Origin of the sequence: Nocardioides deserti (genome assembly GCF_014266025.1) — a bacterium.
In the GTDB taxonomy this organism is placed as follows: Bacteria; Actinomycetota; Actinomycetes; order Propionibacteriales; family Nocardioidaceae; genus Nocardioides; species Nocardioides deserti.
On record NZ_JACMYC010000001.1, the window covers coordinates 54,614 to 79,427 of the forward strand.

Below are 24,814 nucleotides of genomic sequence, written 5' to 3' on the forward strand. Positions count from 1 at the left end.
CCATCCCGGCCGACCAGGAGGAGGGTGCGCCAGCCCGCACCGCTGCTCGACCGGCGGGAAGCGCCGGGTCAGGAGTAGAGCGCGTCCACCTCGGCGCGGGCCTCGCGCATGACGACGTTCCGCTTGAGCTTGAGGCTCGGGGTGAGCTGGCCGCCCTCCTCGGTCCACTCGTCGGCGAGGATGCGGAACTTGCGGATCGACTCGGCCTTGGAGACCGCCTTGTTGGCGTCCCCGACGGCCGCCTCGATCTCGGCGCGCAGGTCGGGGTCGTCGACGAGGCGGTAGAGGTCGGTGGGCTTGCCGTGCGCCTCGGCCCAGGTCGGCAGCGACTCGCGGTCGAGGGTGACGAGCGCGGCGATGAACGGCTGCCCGTCGCCGACGACGATGCACTGGTCGACCAAGGCGTGCGCGCGAAGCCGGTCCTCGAGCACGGCCGGGGCGACGTTCTTGCCGCCGGCGGTCACGATGATCTCCTTCTTGCGACCGGTGATCTTGACAAAGCCCTCGTCGTCGACCTCGCCGACGTCGCCGGTGTGGAACCAGCCGTCGGCCTCGAGCGCCTCGCGGCTGGCGTCCTCGTTCTCCCAGTAGCCGGCGAAGACCTGGCCGCCGCGGAAGAGCAGCTCGCCGTCGTCGGCGACGCGGACGGCGGTGCCCGGCAGCGGCCGGCCGACAGAGCCGACCTTCTGCGCGTCCGGGAGGTTGACGGTCAGCGCGGCGGTGGTCTCGGTGAGGCCGTAGCCCTCGAGCACGGTCAGGCCGATGCCCCGGTAGAAGTGGCCCAGGCGCTCGCCGAGCGGCGCGCCGCCGGAGACCGCGAACTGGCAGTTCCCGCCGAGCGCGTCGAGCAGCTTGCCGTAGACCAGCTTGGAGAACAGCGCGTGCTGGGCCCGCACGGCCAGCGACGGACGGCCCTTGTCGAGCCCGCGGGACCAGGCGATGGCGACGTCGGCGGCGCGGTCGAAGATCTTGCCGCGGCCGTCGGCGGTCGCCTTCTGCGAGGCGGTGTTGAAGACCTTCTCGAAGACCCGCGGCACCGCGAGGATGAACGTCGGGCGGAAGGTCTGCAGGTCCGGCAGGAGGTTCTTGATGTCGGGGGAGTGGCCCAGGCGGGTCCGCGACTTCACGCAGCCGACCTGGATGATCCGCGCGAACACGTGCGCCAGTGGCAGGAACAGCAGCGTCGAGGCGCCCTCGGCCTCGAAGAGCCGCTCGAGCTCGTCGACGGCCACGCCCAGCTCGAACATGAAGTTGCCGTGCGTGAGCATGCAGCCCTTGGGCCGCCCCGTCGTGCCGGAGGTGTAGATCAGCGTGGCGAGGTCGAGCGGCGTCGCCGTCGTACGCCGCGCCTCGAGGTCCGCGTCGGCGATGTCGGCGCCGAGCCGGCCGAGCACGTCGACCGCGTTGTCGGTCAGCGACCACACGTGGTTGAGCGAGTCGAGGCCGGCGCGGACCTCGGTGACCCGGGCGACGTGGTCGGTGGTCTCGGCGACGACCGCGCGGGCGCCGCTGTCGCGCAGGATCCACCCGATCTGCTCGGCCGAGGAGGTCTCGTAGATCGGCACCGTCACGGCGCCGGCGAACCAGATGGCGTAGTCGAGCAGCGTCCACTCGTAGCGCGTCTTGGAGATCAGCGCGACGCGGTCGCCGGTCTCGATCCCCGCCGCGACCAGGCCCTTGGCGACCGCGGTCACCTCCGCGAGGAACTCCGCCGCGGTGACGTCGCCCCAGCCGCCGTCCCCGCTGGGCCGGCTGAACACGACCGCGTCGGGCGCCTCCTGGGCGTTCCTCACCACGTCGTCGGTGAGGTTGCCCGTGGCCGGGACCTCGATCGTCAGGGGCGTGGAGAACTCCCGCACGCTTGCTCCTCCGGACACGTCGGCACGGACGCCCGGTCGGACGCCGCGTCGCAGGTTACCGCCGCCTTCTCGGGCCGTTCCCATCCGGTAGGCTCCGGCACCGGTCCACCCGCACGACCCTGCCTCCCGTCCGTGTCTCCCGCTGTCTCCCAGGAGTCCCCGCCATGGCCGAACAGACCACGTCGTCGATCACCGTCGACGCCGCCCCGGCCGAGGTGATGGCGGTGATCGCGGACTTCCCGGCGTACCCCGCCTGGGCCAAGGGCATGCAGACCGCCGACGTCCTCTCGACCTACGACGACGGGCGCGCCGAGCGGGTCTTCTTCGTGCTCGACGTCGCGCCGATCAAGGACGAGTACACGCTGGAGTACACCTGGGACGGCGACCGTCAGGTCACCTGGACCCTGGTGGAGGGCAAGATGCTGCGCGCCCTCGACGGCGCCTACGTCCTGCGCGACCTCGGCGGCTCGACCGAGGTGACCTACCGGCTGGCCCTCGACGTCTCCATCCCGCTCATCGGCATGCTCAAGCGCAAGGGCGAGAAGATCCTCATCGACACGGCGCTGAAGGGCTTGAAGAAGCGCGTCGAGTCGCTCTGACGCGACGGATGCGCATCCTCCTCCTGACCGGCAAGGGCGGCGTCGGCAAGTCCACGGTCGCCTCCGGTACGGCGGCGCTCGCGGCCGCCGCAGGCCACCGCACGCTGCTGCTCTCGACCGACGCGGCCCACTCGCTGGGCGACGCGTTCGGGGTCGAGGTCGGCCCTGAACCGACCGAGGTGGCCGACCGGCTCTTCGTGCAGCAGGTCGACGCGCAGCTGCGCTTCCAGCAGTCCTGGGCCGAGGTCCAGGGCTACCTGCTCTCCGTCCTCGACAGCGCCGGCGTCGACCGGCTCGCCGCCGAGGAGCTGACCGTCCTGCCCGGCGCCGAGGAGGTCCTGGCGCTGCTCGAGCTGCGGCTCCAGGTCCTTTCCGGTGCCTGGGACGTCGTCGTGGTCGACTGCGCGCCGACCGCGGAGACCCTGCGGCTGCTCGCGCTGCCCGAGGCGCTCGGCTGGTACATGCAACGCGTCTTCCCCGTCCAGGCCCGCGTCGTCAAGGCGTTCAAGCCGGTGCTCAGCCGCGCGGCCGGCGTGCCGATGCCCGGCGGCTCGGTCTTCGAGGCGGTCGAGCGGCTGCACGCGGAGCTCGACGAGGTCTGCGCGCTGCTGCAGGGACCCGACGCGAGCGTCCGGCTGGTGCTCACCCCGGAGAACGTCGTCGTCGCCGAGGCCCGCCGCAGCTGGACCACCCTCTCGCTCTACGGCTACCGCGTGGACGGCGTCGTCGCCAACCGCGTCTTCCCGCACGCCGATGCCGACGACTGGCGCGCCGGCTGGGTCGACGCGCAGCAGCAGGTGCTGGCCGAGGTCGAGGAGTCGTTCGTCGGGCTGCCGGTGTGGCGCTCGGAGTACCGCCCGGCCGAGCCGGTCGGGGTCGCCGCCCTGCGCGACCTCGCCTCGGACGTGTACGCCGCCGACGACCCGCTCGCGGTGCCGGCCGGCGACGGCCCCTTCCGCGTGACGCGCTCCGGCGACGCCACGGTGCTGCGGCTGCGGCTGCCGCTGGTGGGCCGGTCCGACGTCGACCTGGCCCGCAAGCACGACGAGCTGGTCGTCACCGTCGGCGCCTACCGCCGCGTGGTGACCCTGCCCGCCGGCCTGGTGCGGCTCGAGGTCGCCGGCGCCCGGGTCGAGGACGGGGAGCTGCAGGTCCGCTTCCGCGAGGCGCGGCCCAGCCGGGCCCAGGGGGAGAGCGCATGAGCGACGAGCACGAGCACCCGAGCGAGCGGCCCGGTCAGCACGAGCCGCACGAGCCGCACGAGCCGCACGAGCCGCACGAGCATCATGACGAGGTGGGCAGCGTCGCCGAGGAGGCCGCGAAGCTCTTCGGCGCCCTGGGCGACTGGGCGCAGGACCAGGGCAGCGGCCTCGGAGGGCTCGGCGCCGGGCTCGGGGGCTTCGCGGCGCATGCCGCCGCGGCCGCCCAGGGCGCGGAGGAGCACCCCGCGACCGGTGCACCCGAGTGCACCTGGTGCCCCGTCTGCCGCGCGGTGCACGCCGTGCGCCGGACCAGCCCGGAGGTGCGCGCGCACCTGACCGCGGCGGCGTCCTCGCTGCTGCAGGCGGCCGCGGAGGCGATGGCGACCGCGGTGCCGCAGGACCGGCAGCAGCCGGACGGTCCCGGTGTGGAACGGATCGACCTGGACCCCGACGACGGGGTCGACGACTGGCCGGAGGACGAGGGATGACGCTCACGTGTGGGGTGGACGTCGGCGGGACGAAGATCGCCGGCGGCGTGGTGGACGAGCAGGGCACGGTCCTGGAGGAGCTGAAGGTCGAGTCGCCCGCGACCGACGCCGAGGCGATCGAGGACGCGATCGCCGGGCTCGTCACCGAGCTGCGCACCCGCCACGAGATCACGGCCGTCGGTGTCGGGGCGGCGGGCTACGTCGACAAGGCCCGCGCAGTCGTCATGTTCGCGCCGAACATCGCCTGGCGGGACGTACCCCTCAAGGCCGAGCTCGAGCAGCGCGTCCAGCTCCCGGTCGTGGTGGAGAACGACGCGAACGCCGCGGCGTGGGGCGAGTTCGCCTTCGGCGCCGGCCACGACGTCGACGACCTGCTGCTGGTCACCGTCGGCACCGGGATCGGCGGTGGCATCGTCCTCGACGGGCTCCTGCACCGCGGTGCGTTCGGCGCCGGCGCGGAGATCGGCCACATGCGGGTCGTGCCCGACGGCATCCGCTGCGGGTGCGGCAACCGGGGGTGCTTCGAGCAGTACGCCAGCGGGTCGGCGCTCGTCCGCGACGCGCGCGCCGAGGCGGTCCGGGGCACCCCGGAGGCCCGCGCGCTGCTCGCCCGCGCCGGCGGTGACCCGCTGGGCATCACCGGGCCGCTCATCACCGAGTCCGCCCGGGCGGGCGACCCGTTCTCGGTCGGCCGGCTCGCGGAGCTCGGCCGCTGGCTCGGCGAGGGCATCGCCTCGCTCACGGCCGTGCTCGACCCGGCCGTGGTCGTCATCGGCGGCGGCGTCAGCGAGGCCGGCGAGCTGCTCCTCGGCCCGATCCGGACCGCTTTCGTCGCCGAGCTGCCCGCGCGGGGCCACCGGCCGACGCTCGAGATCCGTCGCGCCACGCTGGGCAACCGCGCGGGCCTCATCGGCGCCGCCGACCTCGCCCGCCGCTGAGCCGGCGTCTCCCGCGGTGACCCTGCACATCGGCGTGGACGTCGGCGGCACCAAGGTGCTCGCCGGCGAGGTCGACGCCGACGGCACCGTGCGGCGTACCGCCCGACGCTCCACGCCCGGCCGACGGGTCGACGCCGCGCTGGTCGAGCAGGCGCTGACCGAGGCCGTCGCCGAGGTCGCCGACGGTCGTCGGGTCGACGGCGTCGGACTGGCGGCGGCGGGCTTCGTGGACGCCGCGGGGGAGCGGGTGATGTTCGCGCCGCACCTGCCCTGGCAGGGCGAGGACGTCCGCGCCCGCCTCGAGGACCGGTGGGGCGCGCGGGTCGCGCTCGACAACGACGCCAACTGCGCCGCGCTGGCGGAGGCCACGCTGGGCGCCGGCCGAGGTGTCCCGGACTTCCTGCTCGTCACCATGGGTACGGGCATCGGCGGCGCGGTCGTGCTGGACGGTCGGGTCCGCCGCGGGCGGAACGGGATGGCCGGCGAGTTCGGCCACGCCCAGGTCGTCCCCGACGGGCGCTCGTGCGAGTGCGGCGGCGCCGGGTGCTGGGAGCAGTACGCCAGCGGGAACGCCCTCGTCCGCCACGCCCGCGCCCGGGTCGGCCTCGAGCCGACGCTGCTCGAGGCGCTCTGCGACGGGGACCCCTCGGCGCTGACCGGGCCGATGGTCACCGCGGCCGCCGAGCAGGGCGACCCCGTCGCGCTCGAGGCGTTCGCGTCGGTCGGGGACTGGTTGGGCGTCGGCGTCGCCAACCTCGTCGCCGCGCTCGATCCCGACCTCGTCGTCATCGGCGGCGGCGTCTCCGCCGCCGCCGACCTCCTCCTCGAGCCCGCCCGCCGCGCTCTCGGGCGGTCGCTCGTCGGCGCCGCCCACCGCGCCGTCCCGGCCATCGTCCCCGCCCGCTTCGGCCCCCACGCCGGCATCGTCGGCGGAGCGCTCCTCGTGCGCGGCGCCACCGCCTGACCCGCGGGGTCAGACCTGGGCGCCGTCGTCCCAGGGGTCGCGCGGGCCGCGGGGCATCTGGAGGACGAGGTACAGGAAGCCGACGACGAACGCCGCGACGAGCACCAGGCTGACGAAGCGCGGCAGGCCGACGCCGAGCACCAGCGCCACCAGCAGGGCGGCCGGGCCGCCGAAGACGCCGACCCAGGCGGCACCGCGGAGACCCCGCGGGCGAGGCACCGGGGGCGGGGACGGCGGGACGAACCGCTCCTCGTCGGAGCGGGCGAGGTCGCTGTCGGGCTCCTCCGGCAACGGCACGGCGTACGCCGGCGGCGCGGGCCCTGCGACCGGCTCGACGACGGGCTCGGCGACCGGCTCGGCGGGCGGGTCGTCGTCGAGCGTGGGCCGCTCGCCGTAGTTCTCGACGATCGCGCGCCAGACGTCGTCCTCGTCGTCGCGCTGCACGAGGACGAGGCTACGCGGCGGTCACACGCTTCACGAACGCCACGGTCTCCTCGACGATGGTCGGGAGGTCGTTGTCGAGCGTGGCGACGTGATAGCTCTCGGGCAGCGACACCTCGGTGACGTCGCGCGAGCCGACCCGGGACACGACCAGCGGCTGGGTGAGCTCGTCGACGACATGGTCGACGGTCGAGCGGAGGTACAGCAGCGGCGCGGTGACCCGCGGCAGGTCGGCGGCCAGCAGCGGCCATGCGCGGAACATCGAGTGGGCCGCCTTGAGCGGGGTGCGGGTGTAGCCGTGCTCCTCCACGCCGGCCTTCTTGATGTCGTTGGCGATGCCCGGGAAGGACCCGACCAGGTGCTTGAGCACCGGCAGCAGCTTGACGTCCTTGCGGGCGGTGGCCAGCGCCGGGTTGACGACCACGACCCCGGCCACGGCGTCCCCGTGGTCGGCGCCGAGCCGCAGGGTCAGCGCCCCGCCCATCGACAGCCCGCCGACGACCACCGCGTCGTGGTCGCGTCGCAGGTCGGCGAAGACGCGCGACAGCTCGGCGTACCAGTCGTCCCACGTGGTGGTGTTGCAGTCCTGCCAGCTCGTGCCGTGCCCGGGCAGCCGCGGCACCTCGACGGCGTACCCCTGCTCGGCGACCGCCTCGCCCCACGGCTTGATCGACGCCGGCTGGCCGGTGAAGCCGTGGCTGAGCAGCACCGCGATCCGGCGCCCGCCGGTCAGCTCGGGGCGGGCGGGGACGGAGAGCGGGCCGGCCAGCGGGTGGATCGTCATGGCGGCACTGTAGGTCTAGGGTTGCCCCGTCCGGGCCGGGTCGTGGAAGGTGCGCCGCGTGTTCTATTGGTTCCTCAAGTGGGTGGCCCTCGGTCCGTTCCTGCGGGTCATCTTCCGCCCGCAGGTGACCGGTGCGGAGAACATCCCCGAGGAGGGGCCGGCGATCCTCGCCAGCAACCACCTGTCGTACGCCGACTGGCTGTTCATGCCGCTGACGCTGCCGCGGCGGGTGACGTTCGTGGCGAAGGCGGAGTACTTCACGACGCCCGGCGTCAAGGGCTGGTTCCAGAAGCAGTTCTTCTCCGGCGCCGGCCAGGTGCCGATCGACCGCGGCGGCGCGAGCGCCGCCGAGGGCGCGCTGACCGCGGCGAAGCGGATCCTCGGCGAGGGCGGGCTGTTCGGCATCTACCCCGAGGGCACGCGCAGCCACGACGGCCGCCTCTACCGCGGCAAGACCGGCGTCGCGCGCCTGGCCCTGGAGACCGGCGTCCCGGTCATCCCGGTCGCCGTCGTCGGCACCGACGTGGTGGCGCCCCCGGGCAAGACCTTCGGCACCTTCACCCGGCCGGTGGTCCGCTTCGGCAAGCCCTTGGACTTCTCCCGCTACGAGGGGATGAGCAACGACCGCTACATCCTGCGCTCGGTGACCGACGAGATCATGTACGAGATCATGCGGCTCTCCGGCCAGGAGTACGTCGACACCTACGCGGCCCAGGCCAAGAAGGCCGACGCCGAGGCGAAGCGCGCCGAGCGGGCCGAGCGCGGCGAGGCCGGCGAGCAGAAGAAGGCGTCCTGAGCCGACGGTCCGACCCGGCGGGCGGAGCGTCGGCCCCCGGCCTGGCCGTCGAGGACCGGCTGTTCCGCGCGCTGGCCGTCCTGCGCGGGGTGACCCTCGCGAACGCGGTGGTGCTCAACCTCTACCGCGCCGACAACTTCCAGCGCCCGGTCGCCGGCGTGGTCTGCGTCGTGGTGATGGTGGCGTGGACCGCCGTGGCCGTGTGGGCGTACGCCGCGCCCCGGCGCCGCACGGTGGGCCTGCTGGTGGCGGACCTCGCCGTCGCGGTCGCGCTGCTCGCTGTGACGCCGCTGGTCAAGGGCGACGGGTTCAACGCGACCGTGCCCGGTTTCTGGGTCGCGGGTGCGTTGCTGGCCTGGGCGGTCCGCTACCGCTGGGTGGGCGGGTTGCTGGCCGCGGTGGTGCTCTCGGCGACCGACCTGCTGGTCCGCGAGGAGATCACCCAGGCCAACTACGGCAACGTCTTCCTCATCGTGATCGGCGGGCCGATCGTCGGCTTCATGTGCGGGTCGCTCCAGGAGATGGCCGCCGAGCGCGACCGCGCCGAGCGCACCGCCGCAGCGGCCGCCGAGCGGGCCCGGCTGGCGCGAGCCGTCCACGACGGCGTGCTCCAGGTGCTGTCCCTGGTGCAGCGGCGCGGGGCGGAGCTCGGCGGGGAGGCCGCCGAGCTGGGGCGCCTCGCCGGCGAGCAGGAGTCGCGGCTGCGGACGCTGATCCGCACCCAGGAGCGGACGGCCGAGCGTCCTGGCGAGGTCGGTGGCGACGCCGTGCTCGATCTCGCCGCCGAGCTGGGCCGGCTGGAGTCGCGGGCGGCGGTCACCGTCGCCGCACCGGCCACCCCGGTCGAGCTGCCGGCCGACGTCGTGCGCGAGCTGTGCGCCGTCGTCGGCGCGTGCCTGGACAACGTCGCGGTCCACGTCGGGCCGCAGGCGCCGGCCTGGGTGCTGCTCGAGGCGTTCGCGGACCGGGTCGAGCTGTCGGTGCGCGACGAGGGCCCCGGCATCCCGGCCGGCCGGTTGGAGCAGGCGGCGGCGGAGGGCCGGCTGGGGGTCAGCGAGTCGATCCGCGGCCGGGTCGCCGACCTCGGGGGCACGGCCACCCTGTCCACCGGCTCGTTCGGCACCGAGTGGGAGATCGTCGTCCCCCTCGGTCGTCGCTAGCCTCGGGCGCGATGACCATCCACGACACCCATCCGTTCGCCGGCGAGGACGACCCGGTACGCCGCTTCCGCGGTCGCCTCGGCGGCACCGTCACGCTGTGGACCAGCGGCGACCCCGGCGACGACGGCAGCCGGGCCGGGCTGACGGTCACCTCGCTGATGGTCGCCAACGGCGAGACGCCGCGGGTGCTCGCGCTGCTCGACCCCGACTCCGACCTGGTCGAGGAGCTGCGCCGGACCGGGCGCGCCGTCGTGCAGGTGCTCGCCTGGGCCGACCGCGGGCTGGCCGAGATGTTCGCCGGCACCGCTCCGGCGCCGGGCGGGATGTTCCGGCAGGCGCCGTTCGTCGACACGGCGTACGGCCCGCGGCTCGCCTCGGCGACCTCCTGGGCCGGTGTCGAGCTCGAGGAGGAGCGCGAGGTCGGGTGGTCCGCGCTGGTGACGTGCCGGCTGGTGACGGCCGAGGCCGGCGAGGACGTCGACCCGCTCGGCCACCGACGCGGCCGCTGGCTGCGGCTGGCCCAGGAGAGGGGGACCGGATGAGCGCGGACACCGCCGAGCAGGCGATCCGGGTGATGGTCGTCGACGACCACCCGATGTGGCGCGACGCCGTCGAGCGCGACCTCCAGCAGGCCGGCTTCGACGTGGTCGCGGTCGCGGCGACCGGCACGGAGGCGCTGGCGCGGTTCAAGGCCGCGCGGCCGCAGGTGGTGGTGCTCGACCTGCAGATCCCCGAGCCCGACGGGGTCGGCGTCACCCGCGAGGCGCTCGCCCACGACCCGTCGGCCCGGGTGCTCGTGCTCAGCGCGTCCGGCGAGCAGGCCGACGTGCTCGAGGCGGTCAAGGCCGGCGCGACCGGCTACCTGGTGAAGTCCGCGTCCCGCGAGGAGCTGCTCGACGCCGTACGTCGCGTGGCGCGCGGCGACACGGTCTTCACCCCCGGACTGGCCGGCCTGGTGCTCGGCGAGTTCCGGCGCCTCGCGGACCCTGCGGCCTCGACCGACCCGATGCAGCCGCAGCTGACCGAGCGCGAGACCGAGGTGCTCAAGATGGTGGCGAAGGGGATGTCGTACAAGCAGGTCGCCGAGCGGCTCGTCCTCTCCCACCGCACCGTCCAGAACCACGTGCAGAACACCCTGCGCAAGCTGCAGATGCACAACCGCGTCGAGCTCACCCGCTGGGCGATCGAGCAAGGTCTTGACGAGGACTGACCTGGGCGCCGGCCGGCTGCGGGGTGCAGGAGTCACCGGTTAACCGGTGACCCCTGCACATATCGGGGCAGATCTGCCCCGAGATGTGCAGGACTTCCGTGGGATGTCCGGCTCAGCCGCGGGCCGGGTGCGGCCTGCCGCCACCGGGGGAGGCATCGACAAGGTCGTGCTGCACGCCGTACCGAGCCCGCAGCCGCGCGTCCTGCGCCTCCCGGTAGCGCTCGCCCATCCGCGTGCGCGGCCCCAGCGTGAGCGGGACCCGGTCGAGGGTGGCGTTGACGGCGCCGATGACCGGCCCGGCGGCGCGGACGACGTGCTTGAGGCGCGTGCGGGCCACCCCGAGCTCGTCGGCGATCCCGTCGCCGATGAAGACCCGCTCGAGCGCGGCGACGACCTTCGGCGCGACCGGGTGGAGCCGGGCCGGCACCAGCTGCTCGATCTCCGGCACGAGGAACTCGCTGTTGATCGCGCCGACCAGCTCCCGGCAGTACTCGTCGACTGGCGGCCGGGTCAGCAGGTAGATCCCCTCGAGCGCCTCCTGCTCGTCCTCGTCGGTCGGCAGCAGCCGCTCGTCGATGCCGAGCAGGTGGCCGATGTAGCGCCAGCGGGCGTAGTACGCCGCCTGCTCGTGCGACCGGTACGGCGCTCCGATCGCGCGCATGCCGCGCAGCGGGATGAGGCAGAACTCGATGAGCGTGTAGGCGAGGTAGGACTGGCAGATCGGCACGCCCCAGGCGGCGAGGTCCCATCGGTCGTCGCGCAGCAGCGCCTGCCGCACCAGCGCGTGGATGATCCGCACCCGCACGGTCAGCTCGAAGCCCTCCTCGAACCGCCCCAGGCCGCCCTGCTTGTTGGCCGCGACCAGCCAGGAGGCGACCTCGATGGTGCGCATGCCGGCGTTCTCGATGTAGCGGCCGGTCATCTCCAACGGGCGGGAGGCGGCGGAGTTGGCGTAGCCGCTCACCAGGGACGCCGCTCCGAGCACGATCCCCGCCTGCCGGGTGTAGCGGCCGAGGTGGACGGTGTCCCGGTCGAGGGCGTCGAGGTCCACCCAGTCGGGCGTCGCGTCGAGCTGGACGAAGAGCGCCCGCAGCGACTCGGGCGCGTCCGGCACGGCGTCGATGCCCTGCCGGCACGCGGTCCGCAGCATCCGCATCCCCTTGCCGTGGCCGACCCGGTCGAGGTCGGCGACGAAGGCGTCGGCCAGCGGGTCGCCGTCCCACATCGCGGCGACGTACGTCGGCGCCAGCCCGGGGTAGCGCTGCTCCGCGAGCTCGGCGTGGCGCAGGGTGGTGGGGATCGGCCGCTCGGTGTCCGTCGCTTGCATGCGACCGAGCCTAGAAGTGAGGATGTCTCACCTTCTATTCACTTCTCGGGACGTCCGGTCAGGAGTACGCCGCATGGCGCAGAAGCAGCGGATCCGTCCGACGCAGCAGCGAGCCGTCGCGATGCGGCGGACCCTGCTCGACGCCGCGCTTCACCTTCTCGAGGAGCGCGGCGCGGAGCGGCTGACCACCACGGCGATCGTCGAGCGGGCGCACGTGTCGACCGGCACGTTCTACCGGTACTTCAACGACAAGGCCGAGATCATCACCGCGCTGCGCGACGAGGCCGTCGCCGCCGTCGACCGTGACCTGCGGGAGGCGGTGGTCCGCGCGCTGGACCTCGACCTCGAGGACGCCGTCCGCGAGATCGTCACCACGTTGGTCGACGGCTTCGAGCGGCACGGGCCCGTGGTGCTCGCGATGGTGGACGCCCAGCCCGGCGGCAGCCACGCCAACGTCCTGCCCGAGATCGAGCGCGACCTCTTCCAGCTCGCCGCGGTGATCCCGCGCCGCCACCTGCCCGACGTACCTCCCGAACGGCTCGAGGCGCTCGTCTTCATGACCATGGGCGTCGTCGTCGCAACCGCGCTGCGCATCGCGCTCTTCCGCCCGCCGGGCTCGGACCGGGCGGCGCTGGTGGACGTCGCGACGTCGATGCTGGTGGCCGGGCTGCGCTCCTGACCGGCGCTCCTGGCCGGCGGTCGGCCCGGCCGGGTGGGTAGGTTCCCGTCATGGCCGACGCGACGGGGGAGCTGCTCGCGATCGCCGACGAGCTCTACGCGCTGGACCTCGCCGACTTCACCCCGGCCCGCGACGCCCGGGCGAAGGAGCTCAAGGGCACCGACCTCGCCGAGCTGGTCAAGCCGGTCAAGGCGCTGCGCAAGCCGTCGACGGCGGCCTGGGTGGTCAACCTGCTGGTGCGCCACGAGACCGAGCAGGTCGAGCAGGTGCTGGCCGTGGGCGCGGCGCTCAGGGAAGCGCAGGCCTCGATGTCCGGCGAGGAGCTCCGGGCGCTCACCCGGCAGCGCCGCCAGCTCACCGCGGCGGTCACCAGCCAGGCCCGCGCGGTCGCGAAGGAGCGCGGACTGCGCGTCACCGACGCGGTCGCCGACCAGGTCGAGGCGACGCTCACCGCGGCGATGGTCGACGAGGGTTGCGCGAAGGCCGTGCGCAGCGGGCTGCTCGTCGCATCGATCGAGGCGACCGGCGTGGACGACGTCGACGCAGGCGCGGCCGTGGCCCTGCCCGAGGCGCTCGGCTTCTCCGCAGCTCCGCGCGAGCCCGTGGCAGAGCTCCCGAAGCGGCCGAAGCTCGAGGTCGTCCCCGACCCGGAGGCCGATGCGAAGGTGCGCCGCGCCGCCGAGGAGAAGCTCTCCGCGGCCGAGTCCGAGCTCGAGGACGCGCAGGGGGAGCTCGACGCGGCCGGCGAGGAGGTCTCCCGGCTCGAGGCCCGCGGGCTCCAGCTCCAGGCGGAGATCGAGGAGCTCCGTGCCCGGATCGCCGCGCTCGAGGAGGAGCACGACGCCCTCGACGAGGAGCTCGCCGAGGCCGAGGACGCCCGCGACGAGGCGCAGTCCTCCGTCGCCGACCTCACTCGCGCCCGCGACGCCGCCCGGGCCGCCCTCGACAAGCTGTCGGGGTAGTAACGGTCCGGCGGGAGCGACTGTGCTCCACAACCCGACGTCACTGGCGGGGTAGTCCGTGACGTTCGGCAGGGGGATCGGCCGAAATCACCTGCCAAACGTCACGGACTATGCCGGCGGTGGGCGCCAACCTGTGGACAGCCAAGGCGAGGCGAGGACTCAGACGAGCGCCCAGCCCTTGGACCGCTCGACGGCCTCGCGCCACCGCGCGTGGGAGGCGTCGTACGCCGTGCGGTCGCGGCCGGGGGTGAAGGAGCGGTCGAGGGCCCAGGTCTCGCGCAGCTCGTCGGTGGAGGACCACACGCCGGTGCCCAGCCCGGCGAGGAAGGCCGCGCCGAGGGCGGTCGTCTCGACCAGCTGGGGGCGTTCGACGGGGACGCCGACCTGGTCGGCCTGGACCTGGCAGAGCAGGTCGTTGGCGGAGGCGCCTCCGTCGACGCGCAGCGAGGAGAGCGAGGCTGGCATGGTCTCGAGCACGTCGCGGACCTCGAAGGCGATCGCCTCGAGGGTGGCGCGCACGAGGTGGGCGCGGGTCGTGCCGCGGGTGACGCCGATGATGAGGCCGCGGGCGTGGGGGTCCCAGTGCGGGGCGCCGAGGCCCGTGAGCGCGGGGACGAACACCACGCCGTCGGCCGAGGGGACGGTCGAGGCGATCGCGGCGGTCTCGGCGGCCGACCCGACGATCTGCAGCCCGTCGCGCAGCCACTGCACAGCCGCGCCGGTGACGAAGATCGAGCCCTCGAGCGCGTAAGTCAGCTCGCCATCGGGAGAGCGCCAGGCGGCCGTGGAGAGCAGGCCGGCCTCGGAGCGCGGCAGCTCAGTGCCGCAGTTGGTGAGGACGAACGAACCGGTGCCGTAGGTGCACTTGGAGTCGCCGACGTCGAAGCAGGTCTGGCCGAAGAGCGCCGACTGCTGGTCGCCGGCGATCCCGGCGATGGGCAGCGAGAGGTCGAGGAAGACGCGCGGGTCGGTGACGGCGAGCTCGCCCCAGTTGGGCACCAGCTCGGGGAGCGCGTCGCGGGGGACCCCGAAGAGCGAGCACAGCTCGTCGCTCCAGTCGCCGGTGGAGAGATCCATCAGCAGCGTGCGGCAGGCGTTCGAGACGTCGGTGACGTGGTGGAGGCCGCGGGTCATCCGCGCGACGAGGTAGGAGTCGACCGTCCCGACGGCGTACCGCCCCTCCTCGACCAGCGCCCAGGTGTGCGGCTCGTGCTCGGCGATCCAGGCGAGCTTGGTGCCGGAGAAGTACGGGTCGAGCCGCAGCCCGGTCAGCTCGGCGACCCGCTCCTCGTGGCCCTCGTCGCGCAGCCGGGTGCAGATGTCGGCGGTGCGGCGGTCCTGCCAGACGATCGCGCGGCGCGGCGAGCCGAGGGTCTCGCGGTCCCACAGCAGCACGGTCTCGCGCTGGTTGGTGATCCCGACGCCCTTCAGCTCGGAGCGGTCGACCTGGCCGAGCACCTCGCGGCACGCCTCGATGGTCGCCTGCCAGATCTCCTCCGGCGAGTGCTCCACCCAGCCCGGCTGGGGGAAGTGCTGGGCGAACTCCTGGTAGCCCTTCGCCGCGATCCGCCCGTCCGGGGTGACCACGACCGCGGTGACGCCGGTGGTGCCGGCGTCGATCGCGAGGATGCTCACGCCGTGCCCCGCACGATCGCCAGCACCTTCCGGTCGATCCACCCCAGCTCGGGGTCGACCCGCATCTCGTAGTTCTCGGTGCCGACCCAGGCGGCGAAGTCGCGGTGCCCGCGCTCGGTCGCCCAGGTCTCGAGCTCGCGACGCAGCTCGTCGTCGACCGGCACCTTCTCCTCCTCGGTCGAGGCGGTGAGGTAGAGGTCGTTGAGGTCGAGGAGCCGCTCGAGCTCGACCACCGGCGCGGCGTGGTCGTCGACGCGGAGGTCCACGGCGATGTCGTCGCCGCCGGCGTACCCCGCCCCCTCGCTGACCACCAGCAGCGCCGCCGACTGCCGACCGCGCTTGTCGCCGCCCGCCTCGTCGCCGGCGGCCAGCGCCGCGAGCAGCCGCCGCGCCAGGGGAGCGGCGGGGTCGGAGGACTCGAAGGCGCGCTGCATCGCCTCGACCACCTCGGGCCCGGTCAGCACGTTGCCCTGCACGGCGTACCCCTCGCCGGTCGCCCCGCCGGCCCAGTCGAGGCAGTCCCCGCCGGTGTGCGTCGCGGCGTTGCCGTCGACGTCGACGATGCCGACCTGGCGGTCCGCGCTGCCGTCGTCCTCCTCGAGCATCCGGTCCAGCGCCACCTGGGCGGTCGCGCCCTCGTCGAGGTGGGAGAGCGCGATTCCCTTGTACGCCACGTTGGCGTCGGCCTGGGTCGCGATCGCGCCGACCTCGGCGACGGCGGCCGGGACGACCGCCCCGACCGCGAGGAACTTCGAGGCGACGGCGACGCCCCAGGACTCTCCGTCGGCGGAGCGGGCCACGATCGAGAAGGTCATGGGCGGACCCTAGCGAGCGGCACCCTCGCACGACGCCGAGGCCGGACGCCGGGGCAGGATCCTCCGGCGCCCGAGCGTCTCGGCTTCCCCTCGATCGGACCCCCCGCAGGTTCGTCACCGCGATCGGCATCGACGCCGGCGGCCCGCTCGGCCGGGTCCTGCCGACCGCGGCGGAGCGGGTCACGAACCGGTCCGCCGACGCGCTACCGACCTGACCGGCGGACCACTAGGGTCGGCAGCGTCTGGAACGTTCCAACGAAGGTCCCGAACCCTGGAGGTCCCGTGCGCGTCGGAGTGCTCACCGGTGGGGGCGACTGCCCCGGTCTGAACGCGGTCATCCGCGCCGTCGTCCGCAAGGGAGTGCGCGACCACGGCTTCGAGCTGGTCGGCTTCCGCGACGGCTGGAAGGGCCCGCTCGAGGGCCTGACGATGGAGCTCGGCATCGAGCAGTGCCGGGGCATCCTCCCGCGCGGCGGCACCATCCTCGGCTCCTCCCGCACCAACCCGTTCGGCATCGAGGGCGGCGTGGAGCGGATCAAGGACAACCTCGCCGCGCACGGCGTCGACGCCCTCGTCGCGATCGGCGGCGAGGACACCCTCGGCGTCGCGACCAAGCTCGCCGAGCTCGACGTGCAGGTCGTCGGCGTGCCGAAGACCATCGACAACGACCTCTCCGGCACCGACTTCACCTTCGGCTTCGACACGGCCGTCAACATCGCCACCGAGGCGATCGACCGGCTCCACACCACCGCCGAGTCCCACCACCGCGTGCTCGTCGTCGAGGTCATGGGCCGCCACGCCGGCTGGATCGCCCTGCACGCCGGCATCGCCGGCGGCGCCAGCGCCGTGCTCATCCCCGAGCAGCCCTTCGACATCGAGAAGGTCTGCGCGCACGTCGAGACCCGTTTCGAGAGCGAGTACGCCCCGATCGTCGTCGTCTCCGAGGGCGCGGTCCCCGTCGAGGGCGGCGACATGACGCTGGTGTCGGGGGAGAAGGACGCCTTCGGCCACGTCCGCCTCGGCGGCATCGGTGACCGGCTCGCCTCGGAGATCGAGGCGCGCACCGGCAAGGAGGCCCGCGCGGTCGTCCTCGGCCACGTCCAGCGCGGTGGCACGCCCACCGCGTTCGACCGGTGGCTCGCCACCCGGTTCGGCCTGCAGGCGATCGACGCGGTCGCCGACGGCGACTTCGGCACGATGATGGCGCTGCGCGGCACCAAGATCGCCCGCGTGCCGCTTGCCGAGGGCACCGGCCAGCTGAAGGTCGTCAGCCGCGAGGAGTACGCCGAGGCGCAGGTCTTCTTCGGCTGATCACACCTGCAGGTCGACCACGAGGGCGCGGTGGTCCGAGAGCGGCATCTCCCGCGCCTCGGTCGCCGTCGCGGTGACCGGGCCGTCGGCCAGCACGTGGTCGAGCTGCTCGACCGGCGCGTGCGCCGGGAACGTCGCGTGCCGCGCGAGGCCGCGCATGCGCGTCGTACGCGCTGCCCGGTCGGCGTCCATGTTGAGGTCGCCGGTGACGACCAGCGGCCGCTGCGAGACGTCGAGCGAGGCGACCAGGGAGCGCAGCTGGCGGCCGTTCCACCACGGCACGAACGACAGGTGGGTGTTGGCGACGGTCAGCGTCGCGTCGCCGCACTCGACGTCCGCGGCCACCGCCACCCGCGGCTCGTCCTGCACCAGCGTCGGGAGCCGGCTGTCCTTGAACGTCATCGGCACGCGCGTGCGCAGCACGGGCAGCCGGATGATCTGCCAGGACCGCACCGGCCGCCTGCTCAGCAGGGCGATGCCGTACGCCGCGGCGTCGGGCTGCTCCTCGCCGGTCGCCGCGACCCAGGTGGCCCCCGGGCTGCCGCTCAGCGCGGCGACGAACCGGCTGTCCGCGGCGCCCATAGCCTCGGCCGCGACCGCGGTGAGGTCGGCGTGCCCCGAGCGGGCCTGGTTGCGGTCGACCTCCTGGAGCGCCAGCACGTCGGCGTCGAGCGAGCGGACCGCTGCGGCGAAGGCGTCCACGTCGACGTGGTCGTCGGCGGGGTGGCGTCCGTTGAGGATGTTGAAGGTGACCAGGCGCATCGGTCGGCCGTGTACCCGTGCCGCGCCACGGGTACACCGCACCGCGTGAGCCACGGCATCCCCGACCTGCACCCCCTGCGCGAGGCGCTGAAGCGGGTGGCGGTGACCCTGAAGCAGGGCGACGTGCCGTTCGCGCTGGCCGGCGGCTACGCGTTGTGGGCCCGTGGCGGACCCGAGCCGGAGCACGACGTCGACTTCGTCGTCGCCGAGCCCGACGCCGGCCGCGCGTCGGAGCTGCTCGCCGAGGAGGGGCTCGACGTCGTGCAGCCGCCGGAGGACTGGCTGTTCAAGGTCTTCGTCGACGGCGCGATGGTCGACATCCTCTTCCGCACCAACGGCATCCCGGTCGAGCGGTCCGTGCTCGCGGAGGTCGACCAGATCGAGGTTGAGTCCGTCCAGATGCCGGTGCTCTCCGCGACCGTGCTCATGGGCCAGAAGCTCAACGCGATGGAGGAGCACGCCTGCGACTTCGGCAAGTCCCTGCCCGTCGCGCGCGCCGTCCGCGAGCAGGTCGACTGGGACGAGGTCCGCGCCGAGACCGCCGACAACGACTTCGCCGTCGCCTTCCTCGTCCTCCTCGAGCGCCTCGGCGTCATCGACCCCGCCGACACCGCCGCCGCCTAGCCCCGGCTGCGCGGCGGTCCGGTCCGGCGGGAGCCGCGAGGTTTCCGCCGAACGGGTGGGGGCAACCGTGTCCCTATGACCGCCTCCGGCGCCTCCGAGGCGCCCACCACCGGCACCGGCTCCGAGTCGGAGCTCAAACGGGTCATCGGCCCCAAGCTGCTGCTGTTCTTCATCGTCGGCGACATCATCGGCGCGGGCATCTTCGCGATCACCGGCGACGTCGCGTCCGAGGTCGGCGGGGTGGCGTGGCTGCCGTTCCTGGTGGCGTTCGCGGTGGCGGCGCTGACCGCGCTGTCCTACCTGGAGCTGGTCACCAAGCACCCGCAGGCCGCCGGGGCCGCGCTGTTCGTGCACAAGGCGTTCGGCCTGCACTTCGTGACGTTCCTCGTCGCCTTCGCGGTCGTGTGCTCGGGCATCACCAGCGCGTCGACGTCCTCGAGCCTGGTGGCGTCCAACCTGCTCGCGGGTCTGGACGACGTCTTCGGGGGAGTGCCCACCGGGACGACCGCGACCCTGTTCGCCGCCCTGGGGTTCATGCTGGTCCTGGCGGGGATCAACCTGCGGGGTGTCGGCGAGAGCGTGAAGTTCAACGTCGCCCTCACGATGGTGGTCGTCGTCGCGCTCGGGATCATCATCGCGATCGGGTTTTGGGCGATGGCCACCGACGGCGACCTCGGCCGGATCGTCGTCTTCGAGACCGCCGGCGACAAGAACGTCTTCGTGTCGATCACGATCGCGACCACCGTCGCGTTCTTCGCCATGGTCGGCTTCGAGGACTCGGTCAACATGGTCGAGGAGACCAAGGACCCGGGCAAGACGTTCCCGCGGATCATGCTCACCGGCCTCGGGATCTGCGCGCTGGTCTACATGCTGGTGGCGATCTCGGTGGTCGTGGTGATCCCGCCGGGCGACATCGCCGACCCGGTCAACCCCGACGCCGGGATCCTGCTCGACGTCGTGCGCGTCGGGGCGCCGGGCCTGCCGATCGACACGATCTACCCGTTCCTCACGGTCTTCGCGGTCGCCAACACCGCCCTGATCAACATGCTGATGGCGAGCCGGCTGGTCTACGGGATGGCCAAGCAGGACGTGCTGCCGCGCTCGCTGGCCGCCGTGCTGCCCGAGCGCCGCTCGCCGTGGGCGGCGATCCTGTTCACCACGGTGATGGCGCTCGGCCTGATCACCTACGTCCGGCTCCGCTCGGAGAGCGACGTGGTCGTCGCGCTGGCCGGCACCACGGCGCTCCTGCTGCTGTGCGTCTTCACCGTCGTCAACATCTCCTGCCTCGTCCTGCGTCGCGACCGGACCACCGAGCCGGTCTTCCGGGCGCCGGGCTGGGTCCCGTGGGCCGGGGCGCTGACCTCGGCGTTCCTCATCGGTCCGTGGGCGCGCAACGAGGACGACTACGTGCAGTACTCCATCGCCGCCGTGCTCCTCGCCATCGGCGTCGCGCTGTGGGCGCTGACCTGGATGACCAACCGCGGTGTCCGCGCGAAGAAGACCGGCTTCCGGGAGATCGAGCACCTCGACGAGTGAGCGGGACCCGGACGGCGGCGGGCGGGCGTCTCGGTCCGGTCCGCTGATTCAGGCGGGGCCCGCCCCCGGACGTACCCTGGAACGGTGAGCATCCCCGACCTCGCGACCCTGCACGCCCTGGGCGCGGCCCAGCAGCCGACGTACCCGGACTCCGAGGCGGTCGACGCCGCGGTCTCCAAGCTGCGCACGCTCCCGCCGCTGGTCTTCGCCGGCGAGTGCGACGAGCTCAAGGACAAGATCGCGGCCGTCTCGCGCGGCGAGGCGTTCCTGCTCCAGGGCGGCGACTGCGCCGAGACGTTCGCCGGCGTCACCGCCGACAACGTGCGCAACAAGCTGCGCGTGCTGCTGCAGATGGCGGTCGTGCTGACGTACGCCGCCTCCGTCCCGGTCGTGAAGGTCGGTCGGCTCGCGGGGCAGTATGCCAAGCCGCGCTCCTCCGACATGGAGACGCGCGACGGCGTCACGCTGCCGGCGTACCGCGGCGACGCCGTCAACGGCTTCGACTTCACCCCCGAGTCCCGCGTGCCCGACCCGCAGCGGCTCGTCGACGTCTACAACTCCTCGGCCGCGACGCTGAACCTCATCCGCGCATTCGTCACCGGCGGCTACGCCGACCTGCGCCAGGTGCACACCTGGAACACCGACTTCGTCAAGGAGTCGCCCGTCGGCCAGCGCTACGAGGCCGTCGCCAGCGAGATCGAGCGCGCGTTGACGTTCATGCAGGCCATCGGTGCAGACCCGGTGGAGTTCCACCGCGTCGACTTCCACTCCAGCCACGAGGCGCTGGTGCTGGAGTACGAGCACGCGATGACCCGCATCGACTCGCGCACCCAGATGCCGTACGACGTCTCCGGCCACATGGTCTGGATCGGCGAGCGCACCCGCCAGCTCGACCAGGCCCACGTGGAGCTGCTCAGCCACATCCGCAACCCGATCGGCGTCAAGCTCGGCCCGACCACCACCCCCGACGACGCGCTCGCGCTCGCCGCGCGGCTCAACCCGCTCAACGAGGCCGGCCGGCTGACGTTCATCACCCGCTTCGGCGCCGGCCGCATCCGCGACGGGCTGCCGGACCTGGTCGAGAAGGTCACCGCCGAGGGCCTCCAGGTCGCGTGGGTCTGCGACCCGATGCACGGCAACACCTTCGAGGCGAGCTCGGGCTACAAGACCCGCCGCTTCGACGACGTCATCGACGAGGTCCAGGGCTTCTTCGACGTCCACCGCTCGCTCGGCACCTGGCCCGGCGGCCTGCACGTCGAGCTCACCGGTGACGACGTCACCGAGTGCGTCGGCGGCGGCGAGGACCTGCTCGAGGTCGACCTCGGCAACCGCTACGAGTCCGTCTGCGACCCGCGCCTCAACCGCGTGCAGTCCCTCGAGCTCGCGTTCCTGGTTGCCGAGATGCTGCGGAAGGCCTGATCGGCTCGATGATCGATCTCCGCTCGGACACGCTGACCCGTCCGACCGAGGCGATGCGCCGGGCGATGGCGCGCGCCGAGGTGGGCGACGACGTGTACGGCGAGGACCCGACCGTCCTCGCGCTCGAGGAGCGGGTCGCGGAGCTGTTCGGCCACGAGGCCGCGCTGTTCATGCCGACCGGCTCGATGGCCAACGTGCTGGCGGTCCGCGCGCTCGTGCAGCCGGGCCAGGAGGTCATCTGCGAGGCCTCCGCGCACATCACGCGCGCCGAGCTCGGCGCCCACGCGGCGTACAGCGGGATCACCATGCGGACCTGGTTCCACCCGCGCGGGCAGGTCGACCTGGCGATGCTGCGGCAGATGCACGCCCCTGACCTGGGGCCGTTCTTCGTGCGCACCGCCGCGATCTCGGTGGAGTGCACCCACAACTTCGCCGGCGGTGCGGTGCTGCCGATCGAGGACCTGCGCGACCTGAGGGAGCTGGCCACCGCCGCCGGCTCGTCGGTGCACATGGACGGTGCGCGGATCTGGAACGCCCACGTCGCGACCGGCACGCCGCTGGCGGAGTACGGCGCGGTCGCGGACGTCATGGCCGTCTGCCTCTCCAAGGGGCTCGGCGCGCCGGTCGGCTCGCTGACCCTGGGCTCCGCCGACGTCATCGCCGAGGCGCGGGTCTGGCGCAAGCGGATGGGCGGCGGCATGCGCCAGGTCGGCATCCTCGCCGCGGCCGGCCTGCACGCCCTCGACCACCACCTCGAGCGGCTTGCCGACGACCACGCCCACGCCCGGCTGCTCGCCGAGGCCTGCGGGGTCGACCCCGAGGGTGTCGACACCAACATCGTGGTCGTCCCGCGCACCGACGCGGCGGACTTCGTCGCCCGGGCCGCCGAGGCCGGCGTCCGCGTCTCGATGGTCGGCCCGACCACCGTCCGGCTGGTCACCCACCTCGACGTCAGCCGCGAGGACGCCGAGAAGGCCGCCGCCGCGCTCGCCGCGCTGTAACCGGCCGCCGGCTGCCCGGCTGCCGGTCGTCGGTTCATCCAGGTATGCAGCCGGACCGACACTTCCCACGGTCAGCTCACCCAGGGGAGTGACGGTTGACCTGCATGCCTTGGTGAACCGACACGACACGCGCCCCGCGAACCAGTCCCGAGCGCTCAGCCGGGCAGCCCGACGACCGAGACCTCGCTGACGGCGGTGTAGTCGCGACCTGCGCGCCCGGAGCCGGGTGCGCTGACCTCGACGAGCCGCAGCCGCACGCGGCGGGTGGTGATGGCGCCGACGTCGACGGTCTGCACGCGGCGTACCTCGTCGAGCCGCTGGCGCACGACCGTGCCGTCGTCGAGGACCCACTCGACGGCGAGCACGCGACGGTTGCCGGTGTACCAGTCGAGCACGCCGCCCCGCGGCCCGCGGGCGCGCTTGGCGTAGCCGTTGACCAGGCCGACCCGGGTGATCGTCGTCGGCCGGTCGAGGCGGAGGACGAGCTGCCGGCCGCTGGCGTCCCCGCGCATCCGCCAGGTGGTGGAGCGGTCGCCGTCGACGAGGTTGGCGGCGTCGTACGACGTGCGGGCGCCGTCGAGCCCACGGCTCGGCGGGGCGGTGGCAGGGACCTGCACGCTGGCCGACGCGGCCACGTCCTCCGGCTCCCGGGGCTCGGGCTCGCGGCTGATGTCGTCCCGCGCGGTGCGGGTCGGCTGGGCCGGCGGGGGAGCCGACGAGGACGGGGCGGGCGAGGAAGGAGCCGCGGACTCCGCGACCGGCGCCGGGTCCTGCTCGTCGTCCGCCCCGCCGACGAGCAGGGCGGTGCCGAGCGCCGCCACGAGGAGCAACGCCGCGGACCCGGCGACCCAGGGCAGCCACCCGCGGCGCCGGCCGCCCGACCCGGGAGGGGTGGGGGCCGGCGCCTCGTCGGCGTACAGCGGGTAGCGCGGCGCGAGCGGGACGTCCTTGATCGCGGGCCGCTCGGCGGTGTCGGTGCGCCAGTCCGAGAGGTCCGGCGCCTCGGCCGGGTGGCCGCACGCGGGGCACGACCGGCCGGTGCCGAGGCGCGCGCCGCAGGCGGTGCAGTTCTCCACGGGGGTCGAGGGTAGCGAGCAGCCCCTGGCTCAGGCCGTCCGGGAGAGCTCCCCAGCGTCGACGCGGCCGACCGCGGACGGCAGCCGGCGCACCGCCTGGGCGAGCTCGCGCAGCTCGGCACCGAGCAGCGCCTGCGGGCCGTCGCACAGCGCGGTCTCGGGGTCGGGGTGGACGTCGACGATGATCCCGTCGGCGCCGACCGCGATCGCGGCCCGCGACAGCGGCACGACCAGGTCCTTGCGGCCCGCGGCGTGCGAGGGGTCGACGATGACCGGCAGGTGGCTGGTGGCCTGCACGACCGGCACCGCGGAGATGTCGAGCGTGTTGCGGGTGGCCGGCTCGAAGGTGCGGATGCCGCGCTCGCACAGCACGACGTCGAGGTTGCCGCGCTGGGCGATGTACTCCGCCGCCATCAGCCACTCCTCGATCGTCGCGGTCATCCCGCGCTTGAGGAGGACCGGCTTGCCGGCCTCGCCGACGGCCTGGAGGAGCCCGAAGTTGGCCATGTTGCGAGTGCCGACCTGGAGCATGTCGGCGTGCTCGGCGACGACCTCGACGTCGCGGGCGTCGACGACCTCGGTGACGACCGGCAGCCCGGTCGCCCGGCCGGCGTCGGCGAGGATCTCCAGGCCGCGGACGCCGAGGCCCTGGAAGGCGTACGGCGAGGTGCGCGGCTTGTAAGCCCCTCCCCGCAGGATCGTGGCGCCGGCGCCCTTGGCCATCTGCGCGGCGGCGAGCGTCTGCTCCGGCGTCTCGACGGCGCAGGGGCCGGCCATGAACGTGAACGAGTCCGGCCCGATCGGCACCTGGCGGCCGGCCGCCCCCACCCAGACCGTGCTGCGGTCGGGGTGGTGCTGGCGGCTGACCAGCTTGTAGGGGTCGGAGATCCGGTGCACGTCCGCGACGCCGCGCAGCGTGCGCAGGTTGAGGTGGTGGAAGGACTCGATGTCACCGACCAGGCCGATGATGGTGCGCACGACGCCCTTGCTGACGAAGGCCTCGCCTCCGACGCCCTCCACTCGGGCGACGACGGCGGCGACGTCCTCGTCGGTGGCTTCCGGGGACATGACGACGACCATGGGGTTCCTCTTTCTCGAGCGGCTCCCGACTACGGCCCCGAGAACGACGAACGCCCCACGGCCGGAGCCGGGGGCGTTGGATGGGGTGCGGCGTGCCTACGAGAGGACGGCCGGCCCGGGTGCTCCCGGCTGGCGTCCAAAGACAT

25 protein-coding genes are annotated in these 24,814 nt (G+C 73.6%); 16 read left to right on the plus strand and 9 right to left on the minus strand.

Annotation, left to right across the window (positions count from 1 at the left end; translation table 11 throughout):
- Positions 1-68: 68 nt before the first annotated feature.
- Entirely contained in the window at positions 69-1,859 is a 1,791-nt protein-coding gene (locus H7344_RS00300; RefSeq protein WP_186344042.1) for an AMP-dependent synthetase/ligase, read from the minus strand.
- Between the two features lie 164 nt (positions 1,860-2,023).
- On the opposite strand from H7344_RS00300, the gene H7344_RS00305 reads away from it, so the two are divergent.
- From H7344_RS00305 to H7344_RS00325, 5 genes are read left to right on the plus strand one after another with little or no spacing between them, the layout of a single operon-like run.
- Positions 2,024-2,458 (plus strand): SRPBCC family protein, encoded by a 435-nt coding sequence (locus H7344_RS00305; protein WP_166189816.1) that lies wholly within the window; start codon positions 2,024-2,026, stop codon positions 2,456-2,458.
- A gap of 8 nt (positions 2,459-2,466) precedes the next feature.
- The gene (locus H7344_RS00310) at positions 2,467-3,660 is read left to right on the plus strand and encodes an ArsA family ATPase (protein ID WP_186344043.1); all 1,194 of its coding nucleotides are present in this window, start codon (positions 2,467-2,469) and stop codon (positions 3,658-3,660) included.
- The gene (locus H7344_RS00315) at positions 3,657-4,148 is read left to right on the plus strand and encodes a hypothetical protein (RefSeq protein WP_186344044.1); all 492 of its coding nucleotides are present in this window, start codon (positions 3,657-3,659) and stop codon (positions 4,146-4,148) included. The genes H7344_RS00310 and H7344_RS00315 overlap by 4 nt, the downstream gene beginning before the upstream one ends.
- Positions 4,145-5,086, plus strand: coding sequence for an ROK family glucokinase (locus tag H7344_RS00320; protein ID WP_186344045.1), 942 nt, complete (start codon positions 4,145-4,147; stop codon positions 5,084-5,086). The genes H7344_RS00315 and H7344_RS00320 overlap by 4 nt, the downstream gene beginning before the upstream one ends.
- 16 nt (positions 5,087-5,102) lie before the next feature.
- Entirely contained in the window at positions 5,103-6,050 is a 948-nt protein-coding gene (locus H7344_RS00325) for an ROK family protein (RefSeq protein ID WP_186344046.1), read from the plus strand.
- A 9-nt stretch (positions 6,051-6,059) separates the two neighbouring features.
- Here H7344_RS00325 and H7344_RS00330 read toward each other — a convergent pair whose 3' ends face one another.
- Together H7344_RS00330 and H7344_RS00335 are read right to left on the minus strand one after the other, a co-directional pair.
- Positions 6,060-6,494 (minus strand): hypothetical protein, encoded by a 435-nt coding sequence (locus H7344_RS00330; RefSeq protein ID WP_186344047.1) that lies wholly within the window; start codon positions 6,492-6,494, stop codon positions 6,060-6,062.
- Positions 6,495-6,504: 10 nt separating this feature from the next.
- Positions 6,505-7,275: an alpha/beta hydrolase gene (locus H7344_RS00335; RefSeq protein ID WP_186344048.1), complete on the minus strand. Its 771-nt coding sequence runs from the start codon at positions 7,273-7,275 to the stop codon at positions 6,505-6,507.
- A gap of 58 nt (positions 7,276-7,333) precedes the next feature.
- On the opposite strand from H7344_RS00335, the gene H7344_RS00340 reads away from it, so the two are divergent.
- The 4 genes from H7344_RS00340 to H7344_RS00355 are packed head-to-tail and all read left to right on the plus strand — an operon-like array spanning position 7,334 to position 10,441.
- Positions 7,334-8,071, plus strand: a complete 738-nt coding sequence (locus H7344_RS00340; RefSeq protein ID WP_186344049.1) for a lysophospholipid acyltransferase family protein — start codon at positions 7,334-7,336, stop codon at positions 8,069-8,071.
- Positions 8,072-8,112: 41 nt separating this feature from the next.
- Positions 8,113-9,231 carry a MacS family sensor histidine kinase gene (gene macS / locus H7344_RS00345; RefSeq protein ID WP_186344579.1) on the plus strand — a complete coding sequence of 373 codons (1,119 nt, stop codon included), beginning with the start codon at positions 8,113-8,115 and terminating at the stop codon, positions 9,229-9,231.
- A gap of 11 nt (positions 9,232-9,242) precedes the next feature.
- Positions 9,243-9,773: a flavin reductase family protein gene (locus tag H7344_RS00350; RefSeq protein ID WP_186344050.1), complete on the plus strand. Its 531-nt coding sequence runs from the start codon at positions 9,243-9,245 to the stop codon at positions 9,771-9,773.
- Positions 9,770-10,441, plus strand: a complete 672-nt coding sequence (locus H7344_RS00355) for a response regulator (protein WP_186344051.1) — start codon at positions 9,770-9,772, stop codon at positions 10,439-10,441. Before H7344_RS00350 ends, H7344_RS00355 begins: the two co-directional genes overlap by 4 nt.
- 112 nt (positions 10,442-10,553) lie before the next feature.
- On the opposite strand, the gene H7344_RS00360 is transcribed toward H7344_RS00355, so the two are convergent.
- Positions 10,554-11,768 (minus strand): oxygenase MpaB family protein, encoded by a 1,215-nt coding sequence (locus H7344_RS00360; RefSeq protein ID WP_186344052.1) that lies wholly within the window; start codon positions 11,766-11,768, stop codon positions 10,554-10,556.
- A 73-nt stretch (positions 11,769-11,841) separates the two neighbouring features.
- Here H7344_RS00360 and H7344_RS00365 point away from each other — a divergent pair, with 73 nt between their 5' ends.
- Positions 11,842-12,447 (plus strand): TetR/AcrR family transcriptional regulator, encoded by a 606-nt coding sequence (locus tag H7344_RS00365; RefSeq protein WP_186344053.1) that lies wholly within the window; start codon positions 11,842-11,844, stop codon positions 12,445-12,447.
- Positions 12,448-12,497: 50 nt separating this feature from the next.
- Positions 12,498-13,409: a hypothetical protein gene (locus tag H7344_RS00370; RefSeq protein WP_186344054.1), complete on the plus strand. Its 912-nt coding sequence runs from the start codon at positions 12,498-12,500 to the stop codon at positions 13,407-13,409.
- Positions 13,410-13,568: 159 nt separating this feature from the next.
- Here the strand turns inward: H7344_RS00370 and glpK are convergent, their stop codons facing one another.
- Both glpK and H7344_RS00380 read right to left on the minus strand, forming a co-directional pair.
- Positions 13,569-15,044, minus strand: a complete 1,476-nt coding sequence (glpK, locus tag H7344_RS00375) for a glycerol kinase GlpK (RefSeq protein WP_186344055.1) — start codon at positions 15,042-15,044, stop codon at positions 13,569-13,571.
- Positions 15,041-15,859 (minus strand): DUF1028 domain-containing protein, encoded by an 819-nt coding sequence (locus H7344_RS00380; protein ID WP_186344056.1) that lies wholly within the window; start codon positions 15,857-15,859, stop codon positions 15,041-15,043. Before H7344_RS00380 ends, glpK begins: the two co-directional genes overlap by 4 nt.
- A 282-nt stretch (positions 15,860-16,141) precedes the next feature.
- On the opposite strand from H7344_RS00380, the gene H7344_RS00385 reads away from it, so the two are divergent.
- On the plus strand, positions 16,142-17,170 hold the full coding sequence (locus H7344_RS00385) for a 6-phosphofructokinase (RefSeq protein WP_186344057.1): 1,029 nt from the start codon (positions 16,142-16,144) through the stop codon (positions 17,168-17,170).
- Here the strand turns inward: H7344_RS00385 and H7344_RS00390 are convergent, their stop codons facing one another.
- Positions 17,171-17,932: an endonuclease/exonuclease/phosphatase family protein gene (locus H7344_RS00390; protein ID WP_186344058.1), complete on the minus strand. Its 762-nt coding sequence runs from the start codon at positions 17,930-17,932 to the stop codon at positions 17,171-17,173.
- A gap of 45 nt (positions 17,933-17,977) precedes the next feature.
- Between H7344_RS00390 and H7344_RS00395 the strand changes: the two genes are divergently transcribed.
- From H7344_RS00395 to H7344_RS00410, 4 genes are all read left to right on the plus strand, one after another.
- Positions 17,978-18,556, plus strand: a complete 579-nt coding sequence (locus H7344_RS00395) for a nucleotidyltransferase family protein (RefSeq protein WP_229706837.1) — start codon at positions 17,978-17,980, stop codon at positions 18,554-18,556.
- A gap of 75 nt (positions 18,557-18,631) precedes the next feature.
- Positions 18,632-20,092 carry an APC family permease gene (locus H7344_RS00400; protein WP_186344059.1) on the plus strand — a complete coding sequence of 487 codons (1,461 nt, stop codon included), beginning with the start codon at positions 18,632-18,634 and terminating at the stop codon, positions 20,090-20,092.
- An 84-nt stretch (positions 20,093-20,176) separates the two neighbouring features.
- Positions 20,177-21,511, plus strand: a complete 1,335-nt coding sequence (locus H7344_RS00405) for a class II 3-deoxy-7-phosphoheptulonate synthase (RefSeq protein WP_186344060.1) — start codon at positions 20,177-20,179, stop codon at positions 21,509-21,511.
- A gap of 8 nt (positions 21,512-21,519) precedes the next feature.
- Positions 21,520-22,512 carry a threonine aldolase family protein gene (locus H7344_RS00410; protein WP_186344061.1) on the plus strand — a complete coding sequence of 331 codons (993 nt, stop codon included), beginning with the start codon at positions 21,520-21,522 and terminating at the stop codon, positions 22,510-22,512.
- A gap of 155 nt (positions 22,513-22,667) precedes the next feature.
- On the opposite strand, the gene H7344_RS00415 is transcribed toward H7344_RS00410, so the two are convergent.
- The gene (locus tag H7344_RS00415; protein WP_186344062.1) at positions 22,668-23,588 is read right to left on the minus strand and encodes an NADase-type glycan-binding domain-containing protein; all 921 of its coding nucleotides are present in this window, start codon (positions 23,586-23,588) and stop codon (positions 22,668-22,670) included.
- Between the two features lie 30 nt (positions 23,589-23,618).
- Positions 23,619-24,656, minus strand: a complete 1,038-nt coding sequence (gene aroF / locus H7344_RS00420) for a 3-deoxy-7-phosphoheptulonate synthase (protein ID WP_229706836.1) — start codon at positions 24,654-24,656, stop codon at positions 23,619-23,621.
- Between the last annotated feature and the right edge of the window lie 158 nt (positions 24,657-24,814).